Below are 20,328 nucleotides of genomic sequence, written 5' to 3'. Positions count from 1 at the left end.
AAGGGCATCGTCCTTGGGCTGGTTTTTCCTGGTTCCGTTCATAACTCCTCAGCGGTTACGAATTGGACGTTCTTAGGGAAATGACAGCTAATGCCACACACCGACAGCTTGTAACCTTCTTCCACCGCATACTGTTTAAAATAATAGGTCTCTCCGTTCTCACCAAGCACAGGTGCCCACTCCCCTTCCAGCAGTTCCAATGCAAACGAATCCAACGGCAAATGCAGGCCTTTGCCAACAGCCTTGATATAACTTTCCTTTAACGTCCATAGATCAAAGAAGCGGGAAAGCCGGACAGAAGGATCACAGTGTAACAGCGCGTTAAACTCGGTTTTATGGAAAAAGCGTTTGGCGATATCCATATCGATGGCTTCCATTTTCTCCACGTCAATCCCAACCGGCTCGTGGCTAACGGCGCACACGATCCAATGCCCGGAATGGGAGACGTTAAAATGCAGATTGTCATGATTCTTTAAGGATGGCTTTCCATATGCATTCCTTATGATTTCTATATGCATCGGATCAAGTCCCAGCTTATCCCGAAGGATTCGATGGACCATGGCATCACCGAGCACCGACCGTTGGTAATCGCTCGCTCTTTTGAATTTGGACACATAGTCCTGTCGATCAGGCGATAACGTCTGGAACAAGGCACGGAACGTCTCATCGCGAATTTGGTCCGAATTCTGGATTGCGTAAACCTCGATATGGCTTGGTTGGTCATCATGAAAAGTATTCATAACTCCGTCCTTTCAACAAAAAACATAGTCACGTGTTCACTTCGATATGTATGTTTGAATCCCCTGCTTGCTTTATTAGACTCCCTGCCCCAATTCCAAGTATAACGGACGAACGGATCGATTGATTGACAAACAAAAGAATCCCCGAACATAATGGATGAATATCATACTAGGTGAAGGTGGGGTTTCAATTGGAAACGCAATGGGTTTTGGATCAAGCGGTCGATTTGTTTAAGGAGGAGCTTGGCGGCAATCTGGTTGGCATTTACTTGCATGGCTCGTTAGCTATGGGCTGCTTCAACCCGGACACAAGCGATATCGATCTGCTGGTCGTGGTTGAGGACAAGCTGACCCGGGATCATATGAGGCGGTTGGCCAAAAAAATCATAGCGTTCCACGATGGTATGCCCAATCAACAGGGGTTGGAGCTGAGCCTTGTCCTGGAATCCAGTCTGCAGGAGACCGTCTATCCGCCTCCATTCGAGTTCCACTATTCCGCCTTTCATCGCGAGAAGTACCTGACCGATGACGATTACCTATGCGGCGGGTTCCAAGACGCCGACCTGGCCGCCCATTACACCGTGATTTTTCATCGGGGCATTGCCCTGTACGGCAAACCGGTTCACGAGGTCTTTACATCCGTTGACCGGCAGCATTACATACAAGCCATCCTCCATGACGTGGAGGGTGCGGTAGAAGACATCACCGGCTCCCCTATGTACTACACGCTAAACCTGTGCCGGGTGCTGTACTATCTGAAGGAAGGCGTTGTCTCCTCCAAAAAAGAAGGCGGAGAATGGGGCCTGCTCACGCTTCCTTCCAAGTATCATCCGATTATCAAGCGTGCCTTGCATCAATATAGCGGCGGAACCCAGAATCCTGCGGATTCCTCTCCCAATGAACTCATCGAGTTTGCCGGCGATATGCTGGAGCTGATCCGAAAGGAACTGGAATAGGGGCGGGGATCGCGGGCTGATCGTCTTAACCGGGCAAGCTACACTGCTCGGCATTGATTGTCTTCAGCTCCCGGCACACATAACTGAGCGACATGGCTGGTGGTCATAACTTTTCGCTCCGCCAGAGTCTACAATAACAGTTATGATCACCGTTTAGCCTGCCCGCCTGCTTCTTCCCGATGCACCTCTAGTGATGTTGCCGTTAGGGCACCCCGGATGATAATGTCTTCAACTTCCTTTTGATATTCATCTGTCGGCCACAGTAATGACACGGTTTTCCTCCTTTCACGCTTGCTTTGGGAAGAACACTCCGCCCCGGGTACAAAAACAGGTCGGCTCTGGAAATGAGAATCGGCTCAATGCCGGTAGCTTTTTGGTACCTCAGTATAATGACGTCGCAGATTACTGGATCCAACTCTAAGGTTCTGCAGATACGCCAGAGTTGATCACAAGTCATAAGAGTGGATCCGCTGTCCCCGAAAAAATCGATAATTTACTCAAAAATAAAAAAACAAACAAAAAAGGACCGGCTGTTTAGTCAGTCTTTTTTTGTTGCAAAACAACATCAGACACTGGGTCTATAGGATCTGTTCCTAAGAATGTTTTTTGAAAAAGTGGAGTAATGTTTGCCCAAGTGCAGTTAGAATGACACCTTTTCCATCACATTTTGAACAAGGTTCTTTTTCATCATTAGCGATAACATATTTTTCTCCATTGCAGTTAGGGCAAGGGAGTTCCAAATCGTCCTTTGCAATAATGACTGACATAAATATCCCCTTTTCATTTTTGTAGGAGGTTCTTCGTGTTTTGATTTAACATATCAAAAGTAAATTACTTATTCAACTTCGGGCACTTTTATTCTTGCCATCAAACCAATGCAGGTAGAGAACATGAACATCAGAATCGTGCCAATCGATCAAATCAATGCAGCAGCCTATAACCCAAGAGTGGATTTACAGCCGGGAGATCCGGAATATGAAAAGTTCTTGCCTAGTTATTGAAGAGCTTCAGGAGAGCGGTGCGGATCTCTCACTTAAGGAGCCAGAAACCCGGCGACGCGGTGATGTATGGCAGCTTGGCCAGCATCGTTTGGTATGCGGGGATGCCACGGATCAGGAAGACGTTGTTCTGTTGATGGATGGAGCTAAAGCGGCGTTGGTTGTAACTGACCCACCGTACAACGTGGCCGTTGAGAGTGACTCAGAGCGGCTGGCCGCTGATGGTTAAGGGAAATCCAGTGGGTTATCTTCGAAGGAAGGACGTTCTTTTAGAATGAACTGTTCAAGAGCATCTTCGCTGATTTCTTCATCGTTGGACACTTGGCTCTCCTCTGGATCAAAGCCGCCGTCCACTGTAGGCTCCTTCTTGCGTTGAACCCTCACCCATGATTTCCTTTTCGTAATCGTTCAGCTCCTCGCCTTCCTCTGTCGGCGGTATGTCCCCTGCTGGAACGTCAGTTTAATCTCAATTGTCGACTTCCCAATTTTGGTGCCCTTTGCCAATTCTCCAGTAAGCTTCGCAAAATCTTTCGCCATATCGATCACTTTCCCTTCTGCTTTTTGTTGATTGTGTTGGCGATAATTTGCCCTTCGGGGCTCACCAACCGTTGTGCGAACTGACCTTCTGACATCTCTGACTGGACAACGCCACTGCTTCGTGTGTAGATTTGGCAACTTTCTGAGTAACGTTCAATGCGAAGGCTGTCTTCCCCTCGAATGGTCGCGCAGCTACGATGATCAGATCACTCCGTTGCAGTCCTCATGTGATGCCATCAAGGTCAGGGAAACCAGATTGCAGGCCGTTGATGATCCATTTTTGACGTTGTAGGATTTGTTTTCAATGTCTTCGACAAATCGCATCAACACGTCTTTGATTGGCTTAAAATCCTGCTCAGGAGTTGCCCAATCCGCAAGTTTGATTAATATCCAGAAAAAGACCGCCCTATAGGCAGCCTTTAACCACTACTCACAAATTGGATTATCCCGATGAGTGCCATAAGCAGATAAATAACGAGTATAATGATTACGCCTGTTCGAAGCGCTTTGAACCCCCTTGATCTCTTCTCCAACTGCTGCTCCACTGCATTCAATCGATCTTTAAGCTCTTGCATTTCATTCTCTTGTCCCATTTCAGCCTCCTTTAACCGTTTTTCAAGCTATATATCCTTTCAATAAATACGGCAGGTAAACGAATAATAAACGATACATACGCAGATTCGGGGTCCGTAACCTGACCGCCCATCACACCATCCTTTAAAAGCCTCTTATAGTATAACTGCCTATAGTTAAATATCACCATATACCCCCACCCCGACCAAGGATATAGGGTCAATGTTTTTATCAATTGCTAACAATTATGTAGTATGCTTTTTCCTCCCTTGGAAGGACGCCACCAATTGCAATATAATCAGCACTTGTTCAAGGAGCTCTAAGGGGTCATCTGAGTTCTCCATCTGCTCACAAATTTCGATGGCTTCTTCAACTACTTTACCGAGTTCATCTGCACGTTTCTTCTCTTCTGCTGCTTGCTGGAGCCAGTATTTTAAAACCTCTGGCGAATTAAGACCCTGACCTTTGTCATCTAACCTATTGCAATATTCCATATCCTCATGCCAATCTCTACTCATTCTACTACCTCCTGAACTTCTATTTCATTTTAATCACGCTTTCTTCTGCCGGAAACTCCGCAATCCAAAATTCACACTTGTTTATACGTATACTACCTCCTATACACTGGAACCTCCATTTAATCCCTGCGTATATATCTTTAAGAATTTGATTCGATACGAGTCTAACAAATTCATTTGAAATGAGGTTCATCATATGAAAAAGATTAACTGGCCCGGAAGAACAAAATTGGAGCGAATGGAGATGACAACTACTCTCATTTTTGATGCTATACTCTACATCCCACGATTGATCATGAAGCTGTTTTGAGGATTCCCCTTACCCCATGGAGACAAGTACGACGTCTTCAAAAAAGGTAATACGTCAAGTTCACTGTTACGTTACTTCAAAAGCCTTATATATGCAAAGACCCGTTCGTTAATAACGAACGGGTCCTTTTCGGTTTAACGGTTAATGAATTCTGCCATCTGCAGCATTCTGGTTAATACGACCGCGCCTTCGGCCCGGGTAGAATGGGCTTCCGAAACGAACCGATCAGAAGAACGTCCCTCCATCAACCCTGATTTGACGATAGCCGATACGGCCTCTTCGGACCAGGATGCAATGCGGTCGCGATCCTTGAACCCTTCCAAGATGGAATCCGGATCTCCTGTCTCCAGATCCGTACCAGCAAGCTTCAGTGCACGGAGCAGCAAGACACTCATCTGCTCACGGGTAATCTCCTCGTTCGGACGGAACGTACCATTACTGAAGCCTTCGATCAGCCCATGCTCCACAGCCGTAGCGACAGCGGCTGCATACCAATCGTTTGCCTTCACATCCTGGAACCTCGAATGCTCTCCCTGATCCTTCAATCCGAGCGCGCGAACGAGCATCGCTGTGAACTGCGCTCTCGTGATCGACTCGTTTGGACCAAAACGCGTATCACTTAATCCCTCGATCAATTGTTTTGAGGCCAGCAGCGAAACGTCCTCGCGAGCCCAATGGCTGCTTAAATCCGCAAACGTCTTCGCATGGGAAACTACGGAATAAATCCCGCTTTCCCTCCATTTAAACTCCGCTTGGGATTTACCATTCGATGTGCGAATGAGCGCCGGTACGAAGACCAGCTTGCCGGATGCTGAATCCAATCGCAGCACCGTCGTTTGGGATGGACTGACGATACTGGACAGGGCCCTGGTAAACTTCGCATAAGCTCCCTTCAGTGCTGGCAGTTCCGATAACTTGTCACCCTGTTTCCAGGCTAATGTAATGGCAAGCGCTGCATCCAGTTTGGAGGCTCCTGCCTCCAACGCTGCGTTCACCCGATCCTCTTCTTCTTTCGAAGCTAAACCGATGCGAATTTGCAGACTTTCCGCTGTACCCCGTTGTTGTAAAGCTTCCGTAAGCGAATGCAGCGGAATTTCCAATCGGCCAAGGGAGGATTCCAGCACGATGGAGCCCCCCGGCAGGTCCTTCACCGCAGCGCTCAGCCCCTGCACCGGCAAGTGAAGAACGACGGCATCCGAAGCGTCAGTTACCGAATACGTAAGCACGCGTGAAGTAGCGGGCAGTTTGCTGAGCCGTTCTACGTCGCCGAGCATACCCTTCTCGCTCGCATCCGCTACGATGACCGTACCGCCTCCAGATGCTGTCTCTTTCTTGATGCTCAACCGCTCGGGCTCTGATGGTTTAGGAGGTGGCGTTGTCGATCCTCCACCGGAAGAACCGGAGCCGCCGCCCGGAGTCCCCGGATTGGATCCGCCATCTCCGGTAGAGGTCCGGATAACCTCAAACGTTTTACTGTTCGTTTTGAATTCGTCAACAAATACGTCCACGGTGATCGAATTGACGCCTGTTTGCAGTGGAACATTAACTGTAAATTCACCGCTGGCTGCTACGGCGGCATCAGCACCGTTCACCTTGACAGTCGCTTTGCCGGGCCCGAGAACTTCGACAAGCCCTTTCAGCGCAAGCTGGCTGTCGCGCGTCTCTTTGCCCTCGTCGTCCATCAACCCGCTTAATACGGCTGAACGAACTTGATCCCCGGTATTGTAGGCATTGGCAACGAGCTGACGCAGCGTTCTCGTGCCTGACGGGTCCAGGGTGGAAATAACAAAACCTCCCTGCGGAATAACGCTGTTATTCTCTTCCGGCGCTCCCCAGCTCCAGTTGATCGCTTGGTTCCGGTTGACCACGCGGGTCACGTGGCCCGTGTTGTCCACCACCACTTCCACTCCAAAGCGGTTCGTGCCCGTAGAGTATCCGAAGGCTTCGGTCATCACATTAACGTTGCCCTCGATCCGGTTGATATTATAGAAATTGCCTTCAAGGAACGAATCCGCACTTCCCGGCAAACTCATGCCCAGCTGGTAATCCTTCACCCACTCCTTATCTTGGAGAGCCGCCGCCGCGATCGGCCAGTTGACCTGGGATGCGTCAAACAGCATCAGTCCGTTCGTGGACTTCAGCCCCGCCTGGAACACTTCGCGCTGAACGGCAGGTGCCTGCACATTGTTCATGGCAATGCCTGCATACAGCGGAATTTCCCCGTTCGTTACGATATTGCCGAGCGTAATATATTTCTGAATTTCCTGGCTGGTGGTTTGATAAGCCCCAATCATCAGAAAATCCAAATACTCGATATACCCGGTATCATAATATTCCGGTGTATACACCGATTCGTCCGGCATGCCGAGTGCGGGATCGAACCGGAAGTTCTTGCTGCCCCAGTTCACGCCGTTCAAATAATACGTTTCATACCAGGATCCAACATAGGAGGATACCTCGATCTTTCTGCCTGTTGAAACTTCATAAGAATCCACCAGCGTCTTCACTTCGCCGAAGAAGCTCTGAATCGTGCCCGAGCGGAATTCCCACCAGTCCTGAATCAGCGGACCGTATACCCGAACATTGTTTTCATAGTAGAAGATATCGTCTGGCCAATTGACAAGCTGCTTGTTCCGTGCCTGCAAAAACTGCTCGAACTTCACGCGAGTTTCGTCGCTGAAATCGGCCCCTTCGTTGTCATATCGGCTCCGGTCATGGACAACGCCGTCCACATCGTAATTCTTAATAATCTCCTCAAATGTTCGAAGCTGATAATTGCGAACCTCGTCATTGGACGGATTGACGAAGGCTACCAAGCCCTGCTTTTTACTTTCACGCAGACGTTTGATCTCGCCATTGTTCTCCGCAAAATATACACGTTCCTCCCAATCGAGATGATCGTTCAGAACCGCATACTCGTTATGGGCAATCGATCCTTCGGCAAACACATTAATCGCCGCATGAATCTCTAATCCCAGCGCATGACCGTGGTTAATGAACTCCTGCAGCAGATCCAAATCCGGACTTGCGCCCGCTTTTTCGGGTGCCTTGATCTCGCTGACGTAAGGTCTGCCCGTCATATCGTTCTTCTTGTACGAGACATAACCTTCAACGCCCTTCACATCAAACGCCACCGAGGTAACGCCCGTTTCCTTGGCTTTTTGCAGAAATGCCAAAACATCCTCGCTCGTTTTAAACTTTCTGGCATTGGAAGCCTGGTCCACCCATAGTATGACTTCTTTATCCGGGGAGAAATCAGGTCTTGCAAACACCGCAAGATGACGAACATCCTGGTCAATGTCATTTTTCAACACTTTGACTTCGATATAATTGGTCCCTTTTGTTAACGTATATTGATGAGTAAAGGTGCCATCCGCTTCAAAAGGAATCTCGTTACCGTTCACTAGGAGCTTGATCGCCGTAATGTCGTCCATGTTGTCGATGCGCCCTTTGATAGCGGTGCTGCCTTCCGTTACGGTATACATCGTCTGATTATCCAGCGTAAGCCGTGCAATAAGACCATTGCCGCTCATGATGTCGCGTACCTGCACCACTTCCCCGTTCTTTCGCAGCTTGATCATGTCGCCGACCTTAAAATTCTCGGCCAAATAGCGCTTGATGTTGTTGCCTGCGTAGCTGCTGTCCTGTGCCATCAGCACATAACCGCCTTCGGGAATTTCAAGATCGGTCGGTCCGGTCCATACCGGCGGCTTGCCGTTGATCGAAGGATTGATCACCCGCAACACACGGTTGTTGGCATCCACCTGCACGGCCACATTGGTCTGGGGAATCGTAATGGAGTTTCCGTAATCCCTTGTAAAAATCGCCACAATATTCGGCACGCCCGTAACATCCTTATCGACATAGTCCAGCTTCTTGCGCGGGCCTTCAATGTCGATCGTAATATCCTTCGGTGCCGCTTCGACTTCAATATAATCCTGATTCTCGATCGGTTCGTACACGATGTTCAGCGTTTGAACGGCCAATTCGCCTTCTCCCTTGAACAGCTTTACCTCAGCCGCGTTCGGACCCGGTTCCAAATAAACATTCATGCGAAACACGCCATCCGCCGTAAGCGCAGTCTCATCGCCATTAATGGTTACGCTTAAATCCTGATCTGCGGCATAGTTCGCTACAAAACCTGCAATCTCAATGACCGGAATATCCACGGTCGTATCCGTTTGCGTAATCAGATGCAGCTCGGGTGGCAGCGGATCCGGCCCTGGACCCGGTCCCGGCTGCTCCGGCAGGAAATCAGCTGCAGTCACTTCTTCGCCCGCCCGCATCAGCTTCACCGAATCCCCCGTTTTGTTAAGATTGAAGAGAGGTTTCTGAAAAACGGATTGATCCCACGCATTGGTGCCGCCAGCCACTACAACATAGCCACCGGCCGGAATCGGCAGTAGCGTGCCCGGAGGCCAAGAAGTCGGAGGATCAGCGTCCGGTCCAACCACATTCTGCACGATGCCGCCCGCATCCACGGAGACCGCGACATGAAGCGTAGGCACCCATACCTCATCGGTATATACGGAACCCGTGACCGCTACCCCGCTTGTGTACAGCGCCAAGTAATCATTTTTCCCTTCCACTGTGTCGCCTGCTACGTTGATATCCGTGAACTCCAGAATCTCTCCGCCTTGGGAGACCAAGGTAACGGGATCCGTGCCCGCACTTTGCGCCGGGGAAATTTCGTTATCCGCGAACGCGGAGGAACCAACCGGAACGATGAGGGACACGATCAGTGACAGACTGAGAAACAGTGCGATCCGCCTGCGAAATAAACGATACATCAATGATTACCACCCTTCTCTTATTCAGAATGAACCGTTTGGTACCATTTAAATTCAACCAACACCTCCCCTCTGTTATTTAATTTTGAAAAAAGCAGCCGCCAGCGCAGACTGCTTTTTCAAATGAATCATTTACTTCGTGGACTGAAACCATTCATTCGCTGCGTTCACCATGTCGGTTCCACCATCGGCTCTCCATTGAGCCAGAAATTGATCGTAAGATTCAATCGGCTTCGCTCCGGAAATGAATTGCAGCACATTGTCATCCAACATGGTCGTCAATTTCAACAGATTTTTGGATACAGCTTCAATTGGCGGTGCTGTCGACATCGGATCTACAACCATAATGCCTTCTGCATTTTTCTGGAACTCTTCAAAATGCGCCTGAAGAACAGGATCTTTACGTACACGTGCTTGCCAGTAAATCGGATACTTCTCTTCGTCTACCCCTGTCAGGAAACTGCTTGCATTATTCAATTCATCATTGAAAATCGGCAGAATCGGATAGTACTTTCCGTCCTTCACTTCATGATGAACGCCTTCTTTACCCAGCGCGATGCCCTTAAACGTCTCAGGCTCCATTTTTGCGTTGAGGAAATCCATAGCGGCTTCCTTATTCTTGGAGGATTTGAGAATAGCAACATACCAAGTGGTATTCGCTTTAACCCCGACCATGGCTTTGCCGTCCTTGCCTTTCAGATAAGGAATGACGGATGTCTTGGCTTCCGGGAAGTTCTTCTCTAGCGCAGCAAGCGTCGTCCCGGCATTCCACCAGGCCAGCTTATACATCGCTGCTTTACCGCCTGAGAACTTCTCAATCGATTTCTGTGCGGTATTAATTGGCATCTCCGTATCGAGCAAGCCTTCTTTATACAGCTTATTCATATAAGCAACATATTCTTTCATCTCGGGCTGTTCAGCTCGATGAACCAGCTTGCCATCGACTTCTTTCCAATCAGTCAAAACGCCAAATGTTGTGGCAATATCGCCATAAAGGGAAGTGGACTCTTTACTCATGGTGAGCGGAATGACATTCTTCTTTTCCTTAATCGTTTTAAGTACATTGTAAAGTTCATCGGTGTTCGTAGGCATGGACAAACCCAGCTCATCCATCCAGTCTTGTCTGACGACGAGCGCCTCGCCGATGCTTACGCCAGCCCCCGTCTCTGGAATACCGAAGATCTTCCCATCGATCGTTGCACTGCCAAAGGACTCTTGTTTTATGGATTGTTTAATATAATTTCCATGAGACTCAAGCAGCTCATCGATTGGCTCGAGCGCTCCCGCAGAGGCCAGATTGTAGAACTGGGGTGCATTCAATTTCACCAAATCATAGTTATCTTTGCTGGATACGAGCAGGTTCAGCTTCTCATCCGCGTTTTCGGCCGGCAGCAGTTCGTAATCCACATTGAATCCGGTTCTTTCCTGGATGTACTTGGCCACGTATTCGGTCTTCGGATCAAACAATCCATATTGCATAATCATGCGCAGACCCGGTTTTTCAGACGTTGTGTCTTTGTTCCCGTCGTCTTTCGGGGTGCTTGCCGGTGTGTCCGATGGCTGAGCCGCCGGCGTATCCGTCGTGCCGCCTCCCCCGCCGCCGCATCCGGATAGTGCCAGCGTGAATCCGAGAATCCCGGCCAACACCGCGGATTTTTTAATCTTGATCATGGATAACCCTCCTTGTGATTGAGAAATTCAATGAATTCTGCCATCTGAGCAATACGAAGCGCATCACCACCTTTATAAGATAACCCCACAAAGTGGGGCCTTGCTCCGAAGTCCATTCAGGTACTTGCGGGGACCCCGGAAATTATAATTAGCGGTAGTTTTTTTTGCGATATAGGCTGCAGATCCTCCAAAGTTTATACTTTCTGATCTCTTCAGAAAACCTGATGAAATCTAGCCTTTAACCGAACCTACCAGCACGCCTTTGACAAAATACTTTTGCAGGAATGGGTACACCAGCAAAATCGGGATTGTTGCCAGCAGGATCGAAGATGCTTGTATGGACTGCGGCGTTGCGTTAATCGCGGCGTCGACATTATCCTTCAGGAAGTCCCCGCTGGACGAAACCAGCAGTTCCTTCAGGTACAACTGCATTGGTTTGATCGCCGGATCGGTAATGTAGATCATCGCCGCAAAATAGTCATTCCAGAAAGCGACCGCAAAGAACAATCCGATCGTTGCCATGACGGGAAGCGAGAGCGGCACAATGACCGAGACCAAGATGCGGATATTCCCCGCGCCGTCTAGCTTGGCGGACTCCTCCAGCTCATCCGGAAGCCCCTCGAAATAGTTTTTAATGATGAGCATGTTGTACACGTTCACCATCGCCGGCAGGAATAACACCGGGAAGGAGTTCACCAGATTCAAATTCTGCATGAGCAGGTACGTCGGAATCAGTCCGCCGCTGAAGAGCATCGTGAATACGAAAATCAACAGCAGCCCTTTTCGTCCGCGCAGCCGGTATTTGGACAACGGATAAGCCGTCAGCGTGGTCAGAAACAAACTGCAAGCTGTTCCGATGATCGTCAGAAAAATGGATACCTTGAGCGAATTCAAGAACATGGAATCCTGCAGCACATACTTGTACGTTTCGAATTGAACCCCGACCGGGAGCAGTCCAACCTGGCCCGATATGACGGCTCCCTCGCTGCTCAAGGATTTCGCGATCAGGTTCATGAAAGGAAGCAGGGTCGTTAAACCCATCAAGATGAAAAAAGCATAATTGAATACCGAGAAGCATTTTTCCGAAAACGACGTTTGGATGACACCTCGGGTGGTGTTTGTTCCTTCCAAAGCTTTTTTGTGATCCATTTGCGCCACCCTTTCTTTACCAGATTCCGCGCTGTAAGTATTTTCTGCTCATGGCATTGCCCATGATGACCAATGTGAAGGATATTACGGCTTCGAACAAACCAACCGCTGTCGAGAAGCTGTAATCCTGGTTCCCGAGACCCTGCCGGTATACATAGGTTCCGATGACATCCGACACCTGGTACACGACCGGATTGTACATGACGAGAATCTGTTCCGTTCCCGCTTCCAGCACGTTCCCGAGCCGCAGGATAAACATCAGGACTATAATCGGGGCGATCCCCGGGAGCGTAATGTGCCACAGCTGCTTCCATCTCCCGGCCCCGTCGATCTTCGCCGCTTCATACAGCATCGGATCGATCATTGTAAACGCTGCCAAATATACGATCGTGCTCCAGCCCGTTTCCTTCCAGCCTGCCGAGGTGATCAGCACGCCTCGGAACACGCTGTTATCCAGGAAGAACGCAATCTGCTCCATGCCCAGGAATACCAGCAATTTGTTGACGATTCCTCCGTTCGTTGAGAGGAGATCGATAAACAATCCGCCAACAATGACCCAAGACAGGAAATGCGGAAGATAGATGACGGTTTGCACCGTTCGTTTAAATACCATATTCCTTAGCTCATTGAGCATCAGGGCAATAATGATAGGGAGCGGAAACAAGATCACGATTTTCAGGAAGCTGATGATGACCGTATTTTTAAATACCTGAGCAAAATCCGGCGACGTGAACAGCTTCTCGAAATGCTTCCATCCCACCCACGGACTGTCGGCAAATCCGGTGAATATGTTGAAATCCTTAAATGCAATCGTAACCCCGTACATCGGCGTGTATTTGAACAGTAAAATGAACAAGATGCCCGGTACGAGCAGCAGATAAAGATCCCACTCTTTCCATATGTCCGACCCTAAACGGCCCCAATACCCTCGTTTTTTCTTCATCTCTTTATACGGTGCCGGCGATGGTTCTATCGTGGGTTTCATCGACTCGTCTCCCCCTTTCTATTGATTCAATCTCCTTGGTTACTACAAATTGTAATTCCCGCCGAAGCGACTGAGTAGGCGAGGATCATTACTATTTATGGTAATATGATGTTGTGTTGGGGCATGGACGTCAGTAATTATGTCATGAGGTTACGACGGGTGTTTCATGAGGTGTTAACTTGTCACGATCGGCTAATCGCTGCCAACCGAAATTCATAACTGAAATTCAAACCATTTGCTTTCAAAACCCTAGGACCATTTGAACCATTTGAACCCACATCGAAAAAAGAGGATGGTTCATCACTCCGCATGCGGATTGTTCTTCCGATCCCTGTTACCCCCGGATCTCTTCTGAATGAATGAAACAATGTTGAAATCCGGGGATAAAGGGGACCGCTCACGCTTCTCCAGAACAATTCCGCCTGCTTCGTTGAAGCTTACTCAAGAATGAAGTTGGCATTCGAAGCACGGCAATGCCGTGCTTCGTCGCCAAGCGAGGCCTCCTCTGCTCTGCGCCGAGCTTGGCCTCCCTAGCCTCAACCATTCTGCGCGGGTGATTACTTCCACCCTGCCGATGGTTGGGGCTGGGGGTAAAAGCAAACGAGCCGTTCGGGATGTATGCCCCGAACGGCTCGTTTGCTTGTTTAAGTAACAGCGGCATGCTATGCTGCGCTGCGTTTTCCCCCCTCCCCCACCCTCATGGGGGGGAGGCTTTTTGGATGGTTTGGACCCCCACGGACCAGCGGAGAGGGCGTATCGATTCCGGAAAAACGATAGTGGTCGCCTTTGGAGCCGAATTTCTTCCGCTGTGACCATAATTCCCAGGAATTTCGGCGACGACAGCGATTGGAGGAACAATACGACCGCGGAGCGGCTTTCCCATCTCTCCTTCCCCCCACCCTCATGGGGGGAGGCTTTTGGGGTGGTTTGGACCCCCACGGACCAGCGGAGAGGACGTATCGATTCCGGAAAAACGATAGTGGTCGCCTTTGGAGCCGAATTTCTTCCTCTGTCATCATCATTCCAGGAATTTCGGCGACAACAGCGATTGGAGGAACGATACGACCGCGGAGCGGCTTTCCCATCTCTCCCTCCCCCACCCTCATGGGGGGAGGCTTTTGGGTTGGTTTGGACCCCCACGGACCAGCGGAGAGGGCGTATCGATTCCGGAAAAACGATAGTGGTCGCCTTTGGAGCCGAAATTCTTCCGCTGTAATCATCATTCCAGGAATTTCGGCGACGACAGCGATTGGAGGAACGATACGACCGCGCAGCGGCATAGAACGATGGGTTTTCAAGCCTTCACAACCCAGCCGACCTCACTGCTCATCCCTTAAATTCCCCCGGATTCACACCCCAATACTTCCGAAACACCTTGGTGAAATAACTGACATCGCGGTACCCGACCAGCCGGGCGGCATCGTACACCTTAAGTCCTTCCTGCAGCAGCGACTTGGCCCGCTCCATTTTGCGTTCCAGCACATAGGTCGAGAAGACAACCCCCATTTCCTGCTTGAACAGCCGGCTGAGATAGGAAGAATTGACATAGAGCCGATCTGCCACCGTATGCAGCGTAATTTCCTGATCCATCTCCTCCTCAAGCAGGTTCAGGATATCCTTCACCACCTGATGGCTTGTCGTTTTCCGCTGCTCGCTCATAAAGGAAACGATATGCTTCACCGTGCGCTCCAAGAGCGACCAGGTTTGCATTTTAGTGCTTAGCAGCTTGACGTTTTGGAAGAAATCGATATCCTCGCCAACGACTTTTTTTACCGTCCAGCCCTGCTTCTGGATCATTCGGGTAAAGAAGCTGTTCATGTATAGAACCGCCTCATGGAATTCATCCGAGGATTCGGATCTGGAGAAGGCTTCTTCCCATAACCCCTTCAGCGCCTCCAGGGCTTTCGTCTCGTCCGCGGTTTCAAGCGCGATCTCCAGCGTCTTCTCCAGATTCTGCTGCACGATCACGCCCTGGATATCTCGCTTGTGCTGCTCCCGGTAAGGAATCGCGAGGTCGTGTCCGTACACGACGCGGTCCTGAAGTGCCCGGCAGGCTTGCGTATACAGCAGGCTCATATCTTCAATCGTCCCGATCGAAGCACAGATGCCGGCACTTGCCGTCAACTTCAGCACTTCCTTCGTCTGGAAGAGCAGCTTGGAAACATCGGCATTCAGCCGCAGCATGGCCTCCTTAGCGTCTTGATTTTCCTTCACGAACAACACCACCAGCAGCATACTGCCGGAATCCGACGTGATCCAGAGAGAGGGATGGGATAACAGCTCCTTAGCCAGGCACTGCATCGTGAACTGCAGCAGCTCAACATCCCCCCGTTGAAACCGTGTCTCATGCTCAGGCAGCGGGTCCAGGTCCACCACGGCCACCGCGATGCGGTCTTTCTCCTTCAACGGAATATATAATTCCTTGCTCTTACTAAGAACATCCTGCTTTGTATATTTTCCGCTCACCCATTGGATAAAAAATAGATTTTGCAGGTGCGGGAGATTGTCTTTCCATTTCTGTTCCAACGCAGCCTTGCGCTGCCACTGCTCCAGATCTTCCCGCAGCTGCTGCCTCGCTTCAAGCACCGCTTCGAGGATATCCTCCTCGCCGGCGGGCTTCAATAAATATTTGGAGACCCCATATTCCAGCGCAAGCTGCGCGAATTCGAAGTTATCATGTCCGCTCAGAATGATCATTTTTGTCAATCGGCTGATGTCCTGCCGGCTTCGTAGCTCGCCGAGGAGCGTCAGTCCATCCATTTCAGGCATCTGCACATCGATCAGCATAATATCCGGTTTCTTCCGACTCACAAGCTCAAGCGCCTCGACGCCATTGGAAGCCATACCGACCACTTCAATTCCATGCATGTCCCACGGGATATTGTAAGCCAGTGCATTACGCAGCCGGGGTTCGTCTTCTACAATCATGAGATTCATTTATGTCTTCCCCTTTCGAGCATCTATATATGAGTACCTACTTCAGGTTAACTTCCTTGCAGCGATCCAGCGGAATGGAAATCGTGACGGTTGTGCCTTCCCCTGAGACACTGTGAACCGTGAGCTGGGCCTCCCTGCCATAATACAGCTTCATTCGGCTCAGCACGTTCCGAAGGCCGAACAGATCTTTCACATGCTCCTCATCCTGGGAAGACGCCGGCACGCTGCGCGAGCCCATCATCTCCAGTTCATGCTGAATATAACGGAGCCGTTCTTCCCTAATCCCCGGCCCGTTATCTTGTACGCTGATGACCACGGTCTGCCCCTTTTCAATCCTGCTGGATATGACCAGGCTCCCTCCTGAGGATTTACCCTCCATGCCATGAATGATGGCATTCTCCACCAATGGCTGAAGAAGCAGCTTGAGGAGCGGGACATGCTTGCTCTCTTCCGAAATGTGATAATCCACGGTGAAATTGTCCATGAAACGAAGCTGCTGAATTCGTAGATAGTAGTGCAAATGGGTGATGCTCTCCTCAATCGTGAACACCTGCCTGCCCTTGTTCAGGCTCAACCGGAAAAACTTCGACAGATTCATCACCATCTCGCTGATCTCATCCGCATCGTAGTTTTTGGCCGTCCAGTATATCGAATCGAGTGTATTGTATAGAAAGTGCGGATTGATCTGTGATTGCAGAAACTTGAGCTCCGTCGTCGTTAATCGCAGCTGCTGCTCATAATGATCCTCGATCAGATGCTTCTGCACGACGGCCATCTTATTAAACGACTGAATGAGAAAGCCGAACTCGTCCTTCCGCTTGGTATCGACATGAATATTCAGCTCCCCGCTGCTGAGCCGCTTCATCCCGCGCGACAATTTCAACACAGGGGAGGCAATCCCGCTGTAGACCACCCATGAAATAATGATGGCCAGCAGAATGCTCAACCCGATGATCGCAACCGTGAACAGGCGCAGCTGATCAGTCTCTTCGTACAGCTCGCTTTTCGGCTGAACCAGCGCGAGGCGCCATGTGGAGTAATCCGAGTCAATTGTTACGGTCATATCCTTATCAGAAATGTTATCCTCATGCACTCTGCCGGTCTCCACCACCACTTCTCCCTTTTCGTTCAACAGGGCGATACGGCTGTTCTCGGAGGGAAGCAGCGTCTTGATGATGTTTAACAGCTTGCTCTTGTTAATAGACACCACCAGCAGATTCGACTGCCGCTCGCTGTTGTACAGGTCCATGGCCCGAATCAAGGAGACGCTGTCCGTATTCGTCATCTGCCCAAACGTGATGCCCTTCGCTACAGGGGCTTCCGACATGACGTAGGAAATCCCCGTTCCGTTCCTCCGGGCAGCTTCGACAAGCCATTCCTGCTGCGTCTCGCCCGTAAGCTCTTTGCCGCCGTAATGGGTAGAGATAATCCTATTGGACGCCTGATGATACACCGAAATTTGGGATATAAACCGGTTCACCAATACGAAATCCGATAACTGTTCCAATATTTGCGAGAAATCCACGATCGATTGAGGGGAGAAGTTGGTACTGTTTTTGTTCAGCAGCTCATTCATTCCAGGGTCGCTTGCAATCAAGGTGGATATCTCCTCCACGTTTTGCAGCGCCAGATCAAAATGATTCATCGCTGACGAAAGCGCCATCTCCGTCCGCTCGACAGCCTGTTCATAGAGAATATCCCGGGACCGTTCCACCGCAAACAGGCTGATGATGACCAATGGCAGCAGGATCAGCAGAAAATAACCGGTCAAGCGGGTTTGAATATTTTGCGAAAACCGATCCCGGACCCAGCGAGTCAACGCCATCATTCGAGTCCCCCCCTTTTTGGCGGCCGACATCATTGTTTGGAGTACCATTCATTCACTTCCTTCGTGATTTCATCTCCTCCTTCTTCCTTCCACCTCTTCACATAATCATCAAAGGCATCCAGCGGTTCCAGCCCCATAATGATCTTCGTAAACACATCCTCCAGATTTTTAAGCTTATTGCTGTACTTCGTCATGGCAGGTGTGGGAACACCATAGAATGCATTCGGAGTTATATGTGAGTGAATCATCTGCAAGTTGTTGTATAGGTTGAAATCGCCTAGTGAGTCAAGCCGCTCCTTAAACAGCAATTGGTCCGGCACATCAACAAGCGACTGGTAAATGCCACGGTACAAATGCTTGTCGTGAAGCGCAAAATCCGTAACAATCGCCCCGTCCTCCCAACGCCAGATCTCGTTCTCGAAGCCGAGCTTCAGCGTCTTATAGTCGCTGGCGATAAAGTCCAGAAACTTAATCACTTCGGCTGCTTTCTCCGATTCGGCGGGAATGACATTGTAGCCGCGGATAATGTCCTTGCCTTCCACGCCTTTAAATCCGTCCGGTCCCGTGGGATACGGAAGCGGCATCCATACAGCCTCCGGGTCTTTGCTCATGTTGGCCGCAATCGGTCCCCGCGTGTCGTACCATGCTGCAGAGAACAGGCCCACCGTGCCATTTTCTATTTTTTCGAACATATTATTTTGCAGGTTAAGAGGAAACTCCCGATCGAGCAGATTCTCCTGATACAGCTTGGCAAAAAAAGCGAGGGTCTCCTTCGTTTCAGGCAGAATGCTTCCGTTCACCAGCTGCCCGTCCCGTTCAAACCATGTATTCCGCTGTGTGCCGAAGGCGCCGAAGAACGGGGAAGACCTGCCCAACTTCGACATCAGGGTAAGGCCGATCGTATCCTGCACGCCGTTGCCGTCCGGATCATCGAGCGTAAAGGCACGGATGACTTCGTAATATTCCTCCAGTGTTTCGGGCGGCTCCAGGCCAAGCCGATCAAGCCAATCCTTTCGGACATACATCAGCTCTGCCCCAGTCACCTCATTCAAGCTCGGAACCGCATAGATTTTCCCGCCATATCGAACCCGATCCCAAACCTCCGGCGGAATTTTCTCCTTTAGATGAGGACCATACTTGTCGATTAACTCATCCAGCGGCATAAATGCCTGTTGCTTGACATAATTGTCGAACCACACCGGTTCATACGTATGGAGCATATCCGGCAAGTTGCCCGAGGACATAATGACATCCAACTTCTCGTTGTAAACTTCAGGTGGCGGAAGATTAACACCGATCTCAAGCCCCGTGCGCTCTTCAATGTAATTCAGATACGGATTGTCATTCTCGTCCATCCCGGCAGGGAATGTCATCCCGAGACTGGAAATAACGATGCTGATGGATGCGCTCTTCGGTTGACTCTCCGGCGAATGGTCCTCCTCCGAAGGATCCATAATGTTACATCCAGCAGTAAGGAGCATCAGAAATACACAGACGGGAAGCAATAGAACGTTACCTTTTAGCAGCCTTGACACCCTTCGATTCCCATGTTGAAAAAACTCATCATTACAGGCCTTGTTCATCGGCATATGTCCTCACTCCCTCAGCTAGTAAGCTAATATTACTATATAACGATTTTATGGTGAGTAAGCTCACCTTTATAATCATTCTGTAATGTTTAGCAGCTTCCTTCACCTCGGACAAAAAGAAAAAGCCGCCCCCGGTCATTGCCAAACCAGGGTGCGGCTCTAACTTTAGCTAAAATATTCATCCTGACATCAAGGACCATCAGGTCCTTTTCACTGCTCGTGTTATTGTTCGGCACAACACGCACGCGAGAATAAGATCCCGTTCCAATCGATTGGCCCGCCTAGACTAGTGAGGACAATTGGACCAATCACACTATTTCGGCTCCTCTTGATCACTGCCGTCTTCCAGAAGGGGAATTTCTTTACGCTGCTCTTCCGATTCCACCTGAATCACTTCGAACGTATGGCCGCAGTGAGCACAAAACTTAGCGTTCATAGCAGAGCTGTTCCCGCAGGCTCTGCATACCTTCTCATCCGTAAGATTCGCGATATGAAGCAGATTTTGTTCGATTTCAAAATTCAATTGATGAATCTTGTCCACGTAGCTTTGAATACTCTCCTGATCAGGCGGCCACTTCCCAGCTTCGGTTGCAGCAAATACAACCTTGCCGATTTCCAGAAGCTGTTCATCGATGTCGCTTTTTTTACCGTTGTTCTGCAGCTTTAACCGATTGATCTCCACCAGCGTTTTGGCTTTATTTCCGGCGTCAGACACACCGGCCTTGAATTTATCAAAAAAACTCAAGT

16 protein-coding genes and 1 pseudogene are annotated in these 20,328 nt (G+C 49.8%); 3 read left to right on the top strand and 14 right to left on the bottom strand.

All coding sequences use genetic code 11. The annotated features are described in order from the left end of the window. Window positions 1–38 precede the first annotated feature (38 nt). Complete coding sequence (locus NYE54_RS09855; RefSeq protein ID WP_339271864.1) at window positions 39–740, bottom strand: 4'-phosphopantetheinyl transferase superfamily protein; 702 nt, start codon at window positions 738–740, stop codon at window positions 39–41. 191 nt (window positions 741–931) lie between these two features. Between NYE54_RS09855 and NYE54_RS09850 the strand changes: the two genes are divergently transcribed. Continuing rightward, on the top strand, window positions 932–1,696 hold the full coding sequence (locus NYE54_RS09850; RefSeq protein ID WP_339271863.1) for an aminoglycoside adenylyltransferase domain-containing protein: 765 nt from the start codon (window positions 932–934) through the stop codon (window positions 1,694–1,696). A 146-nt stretch (window positions 1,697–1,842) separates the two neighbouring features. Here the strand turns inward: NYE54_RS09850 and NYE54_RS09845 are convergent, their stop codons facing one another. Both NYE54_RS09845 and NYE54_RS09840 read right to left on the bottom strand, forming a co-directional pair. After that, window positions 1,843–1,968, bottom strand: coding sequence for a hypothetical protein (locus NYE54_RS09845; protein WP_339271862.1), 126 nt, complete (start codon window positions 1,966–1,968; stop codon window positions 1,843–1,845). Window positions 1,969–2,289: 321 nt separating this feature from the next. Then, complete coding sequence (locus NYE54_RS09840) at window positions 2,290–2,463, bottom strand: tryptophan RNA-binding attenuation protein (RefSeq protein WP_098742648.1); 174 nt, start codon at window positions 2,461–2,463, stop codon at window positions 2,290–2,292. A 123-nt stretch (window positions 2,464–2,586) separates the two neighbouring features. Here NYE54_RS09840 and NYE54_RS09835 point away from each other — a divergent pair. Beyond that, a pseudogene (locus tag NYE54_RS09835) lies at window positions 2,587–2,917 on the top strand (hypothetical protein); the annotation flags it as partial. A gap of 2 nt (window positions 2,918–2,919) precedes the next feature. Here the strand turns inward: NYE54_RS09835 and NYE54_RS09830 are convergent. From NYE54_RS09830 to NYE54_RS09800, 7 genes are all read right to left on the bottom strand, one after another. Beyond that, window positions 2,920–3,078 (bottom strand): hypothetical protein, encoded by a 159-nt coding sequence (locus NYE54_RS09830; protein WP_339271861.1) that lies wholly within the window; start codon window positions 3,076–3,078, stop codon window positions 2,920–2,922. 572 nt (window positions 3,079–3,650) lie between these two features. Beyond that, the gene (locus tag NYE54_RS09825) at window positions 3,651–3,824 is read right to left on the bottom strand and encodes a hypothetical protein (RefSeq protein WP_339271860.1); all 174 of its coding nucleotides are present in this window, start codon (window positions 3,822–3,824) and stop codon (window positions 3,651–3,653) included. 225 nt (window positions 3,825–4,049) lie between these two features. Further along, window positions 4,050–4,322 (bottom strand): hypothetical protein, encoded by a 273-nt coding sequence (locus NYE54_RS09820; protein WP_339271859.1) that lies wholly within the window; start codon window positions 4,320–4,322, stop codon window positions 4,050–4,052. 444 nt (window positions 4,323–4,766) lie between these two features. Beyond that, the gene (locus tag NYE54_RS09815) at window positions 4,767–9,422 is read right to left on the bottom strand and encodes an S-layer homology domain-containing protein (protein ID WP_339271858.1); all 4,656 of its coding nucleotides are present in this window, start codon (window positions 9,420–9,422) and stop codon (window positions 4,767–4,769) included. A 132-nt stretch (window positions 9,423–9,554) separates the two neighbouring features. Continuing rightward, a complete protein-coding gene (locus NYE54_RS09810) occupies window positions 9,555–11,093 on the bottom strand; it encodes an extracellular solute-binding protein (RefSeq protein WP_076320517.1) in 1,539 nt (512 codons plus the stop codon). Window positions 11,094–11,324: 231 nt separating this feature from the next. Then, complete coding sequence (locus NYE54_RS09805; RefSeq protein WP_076320516.1) at window positions 11,325–12,242, bottom strand: carbohydrate ABC transporter permease; 918 nt, start codon at window positions 12,240–12,242, stop codon at window positions 11,325–11,327. Window positions 12,243–12,258: 16 nt separating this feature from the next. Then, on the bottom strand, window positions 12,259–13,227 hold the full coding sequence (locus tag NYE54_RS09800) for an ABC transporter permease subunit (RefSeq protein WP_339271857.1): 969 nt from the start codon (window positions 13,225–13,227) through the stop codon (window positions 12,259–12,261). Window positions 13,228–14,149: 922 nt separating this feature from the next. Here NYE54_RS09800 and NYE54_RS09795 point away from each other — a divergent pair. Beyond that, complete coding sequence (locus NYE54_RS09795; protein ID WP_339271856.1) at window positions 14,150–14,443, top strand: hypothetical protein; 294 nt, start codon at window positions 14,150–14,152, stop codon at window positions 14,441–14,443. A gap of 110 nt (window positions 14,444–14,553) precedes the next feature. Here the strand turns inward: NYE54_RS09795 and NYE54_RS09790 are convergent, their stop codons facing one another. From NYE54_RS09790 to NYE54_RS09775, 4 genes are all read right to left on the bottom strand, one after another. After that, entirely contained in the window at window positions 14,554–16,164 is a 1,611-nt protein-coding gene (locus NYE54_RS09790; protein ID WP_339271855.1) for a response regulator, read from the bottom strand. Between the two features lie 37 nt (window positions 16,165–16,201). Beyond that, entirely contained in the window at window positions 16,202–17,992 is a 1,791-nt protein-coding gene (locus tag NYE54_RS09785; RefSeq protein WP_339271854.1) for a sensor histidine kinase, read from the bottom strand. A gap of 29 nt (window positions 17,993–18,021) precedes the next feature. Beyond that, window positions 18,022–19,581: an extracellular solute-binding protein gene (locus NYE54_RS09780; protein ID WP_339271853.1), complete on the bottom strand. Its 1,560-nt coding sequence runs from the start codon at window positions 19,579–19,581 to the stop codon at window positions 18,022–18,024. A gap of 313 nt (window positions 19,582–19,894) precedes the next feature. Continuing rightward, the gene (locus NYE54_RS09775) at window positions 19,895–20,326 is read right to left on the bottom strand and encodes a zinc ribbon domain-containing protein (RefSeq protein WP_339271852.1); all 432 of its coding nucleotides are present in this window, start codon (window positions 20,324–20,326) and stop codon (window positions 19,895–19,897) included. Window positions 20,327–20,328 lie beyond the last annotated feature (2 nt).

Origin of the sequence: Paenibacillus sp. FSL K6-1330 (assembly GCF_037976825.1) — a bacterium.
Taxonomy (GTDB): Bacteria; Bacillota; Bacilli; order Paenibacillales; family Paenibacillaceae; genus Paenibacillus_AQ.
Note: the sequence above shows the minus strand (reverse complement) of the source record. Positions and strands in the feature narration are given on the sequence as shown.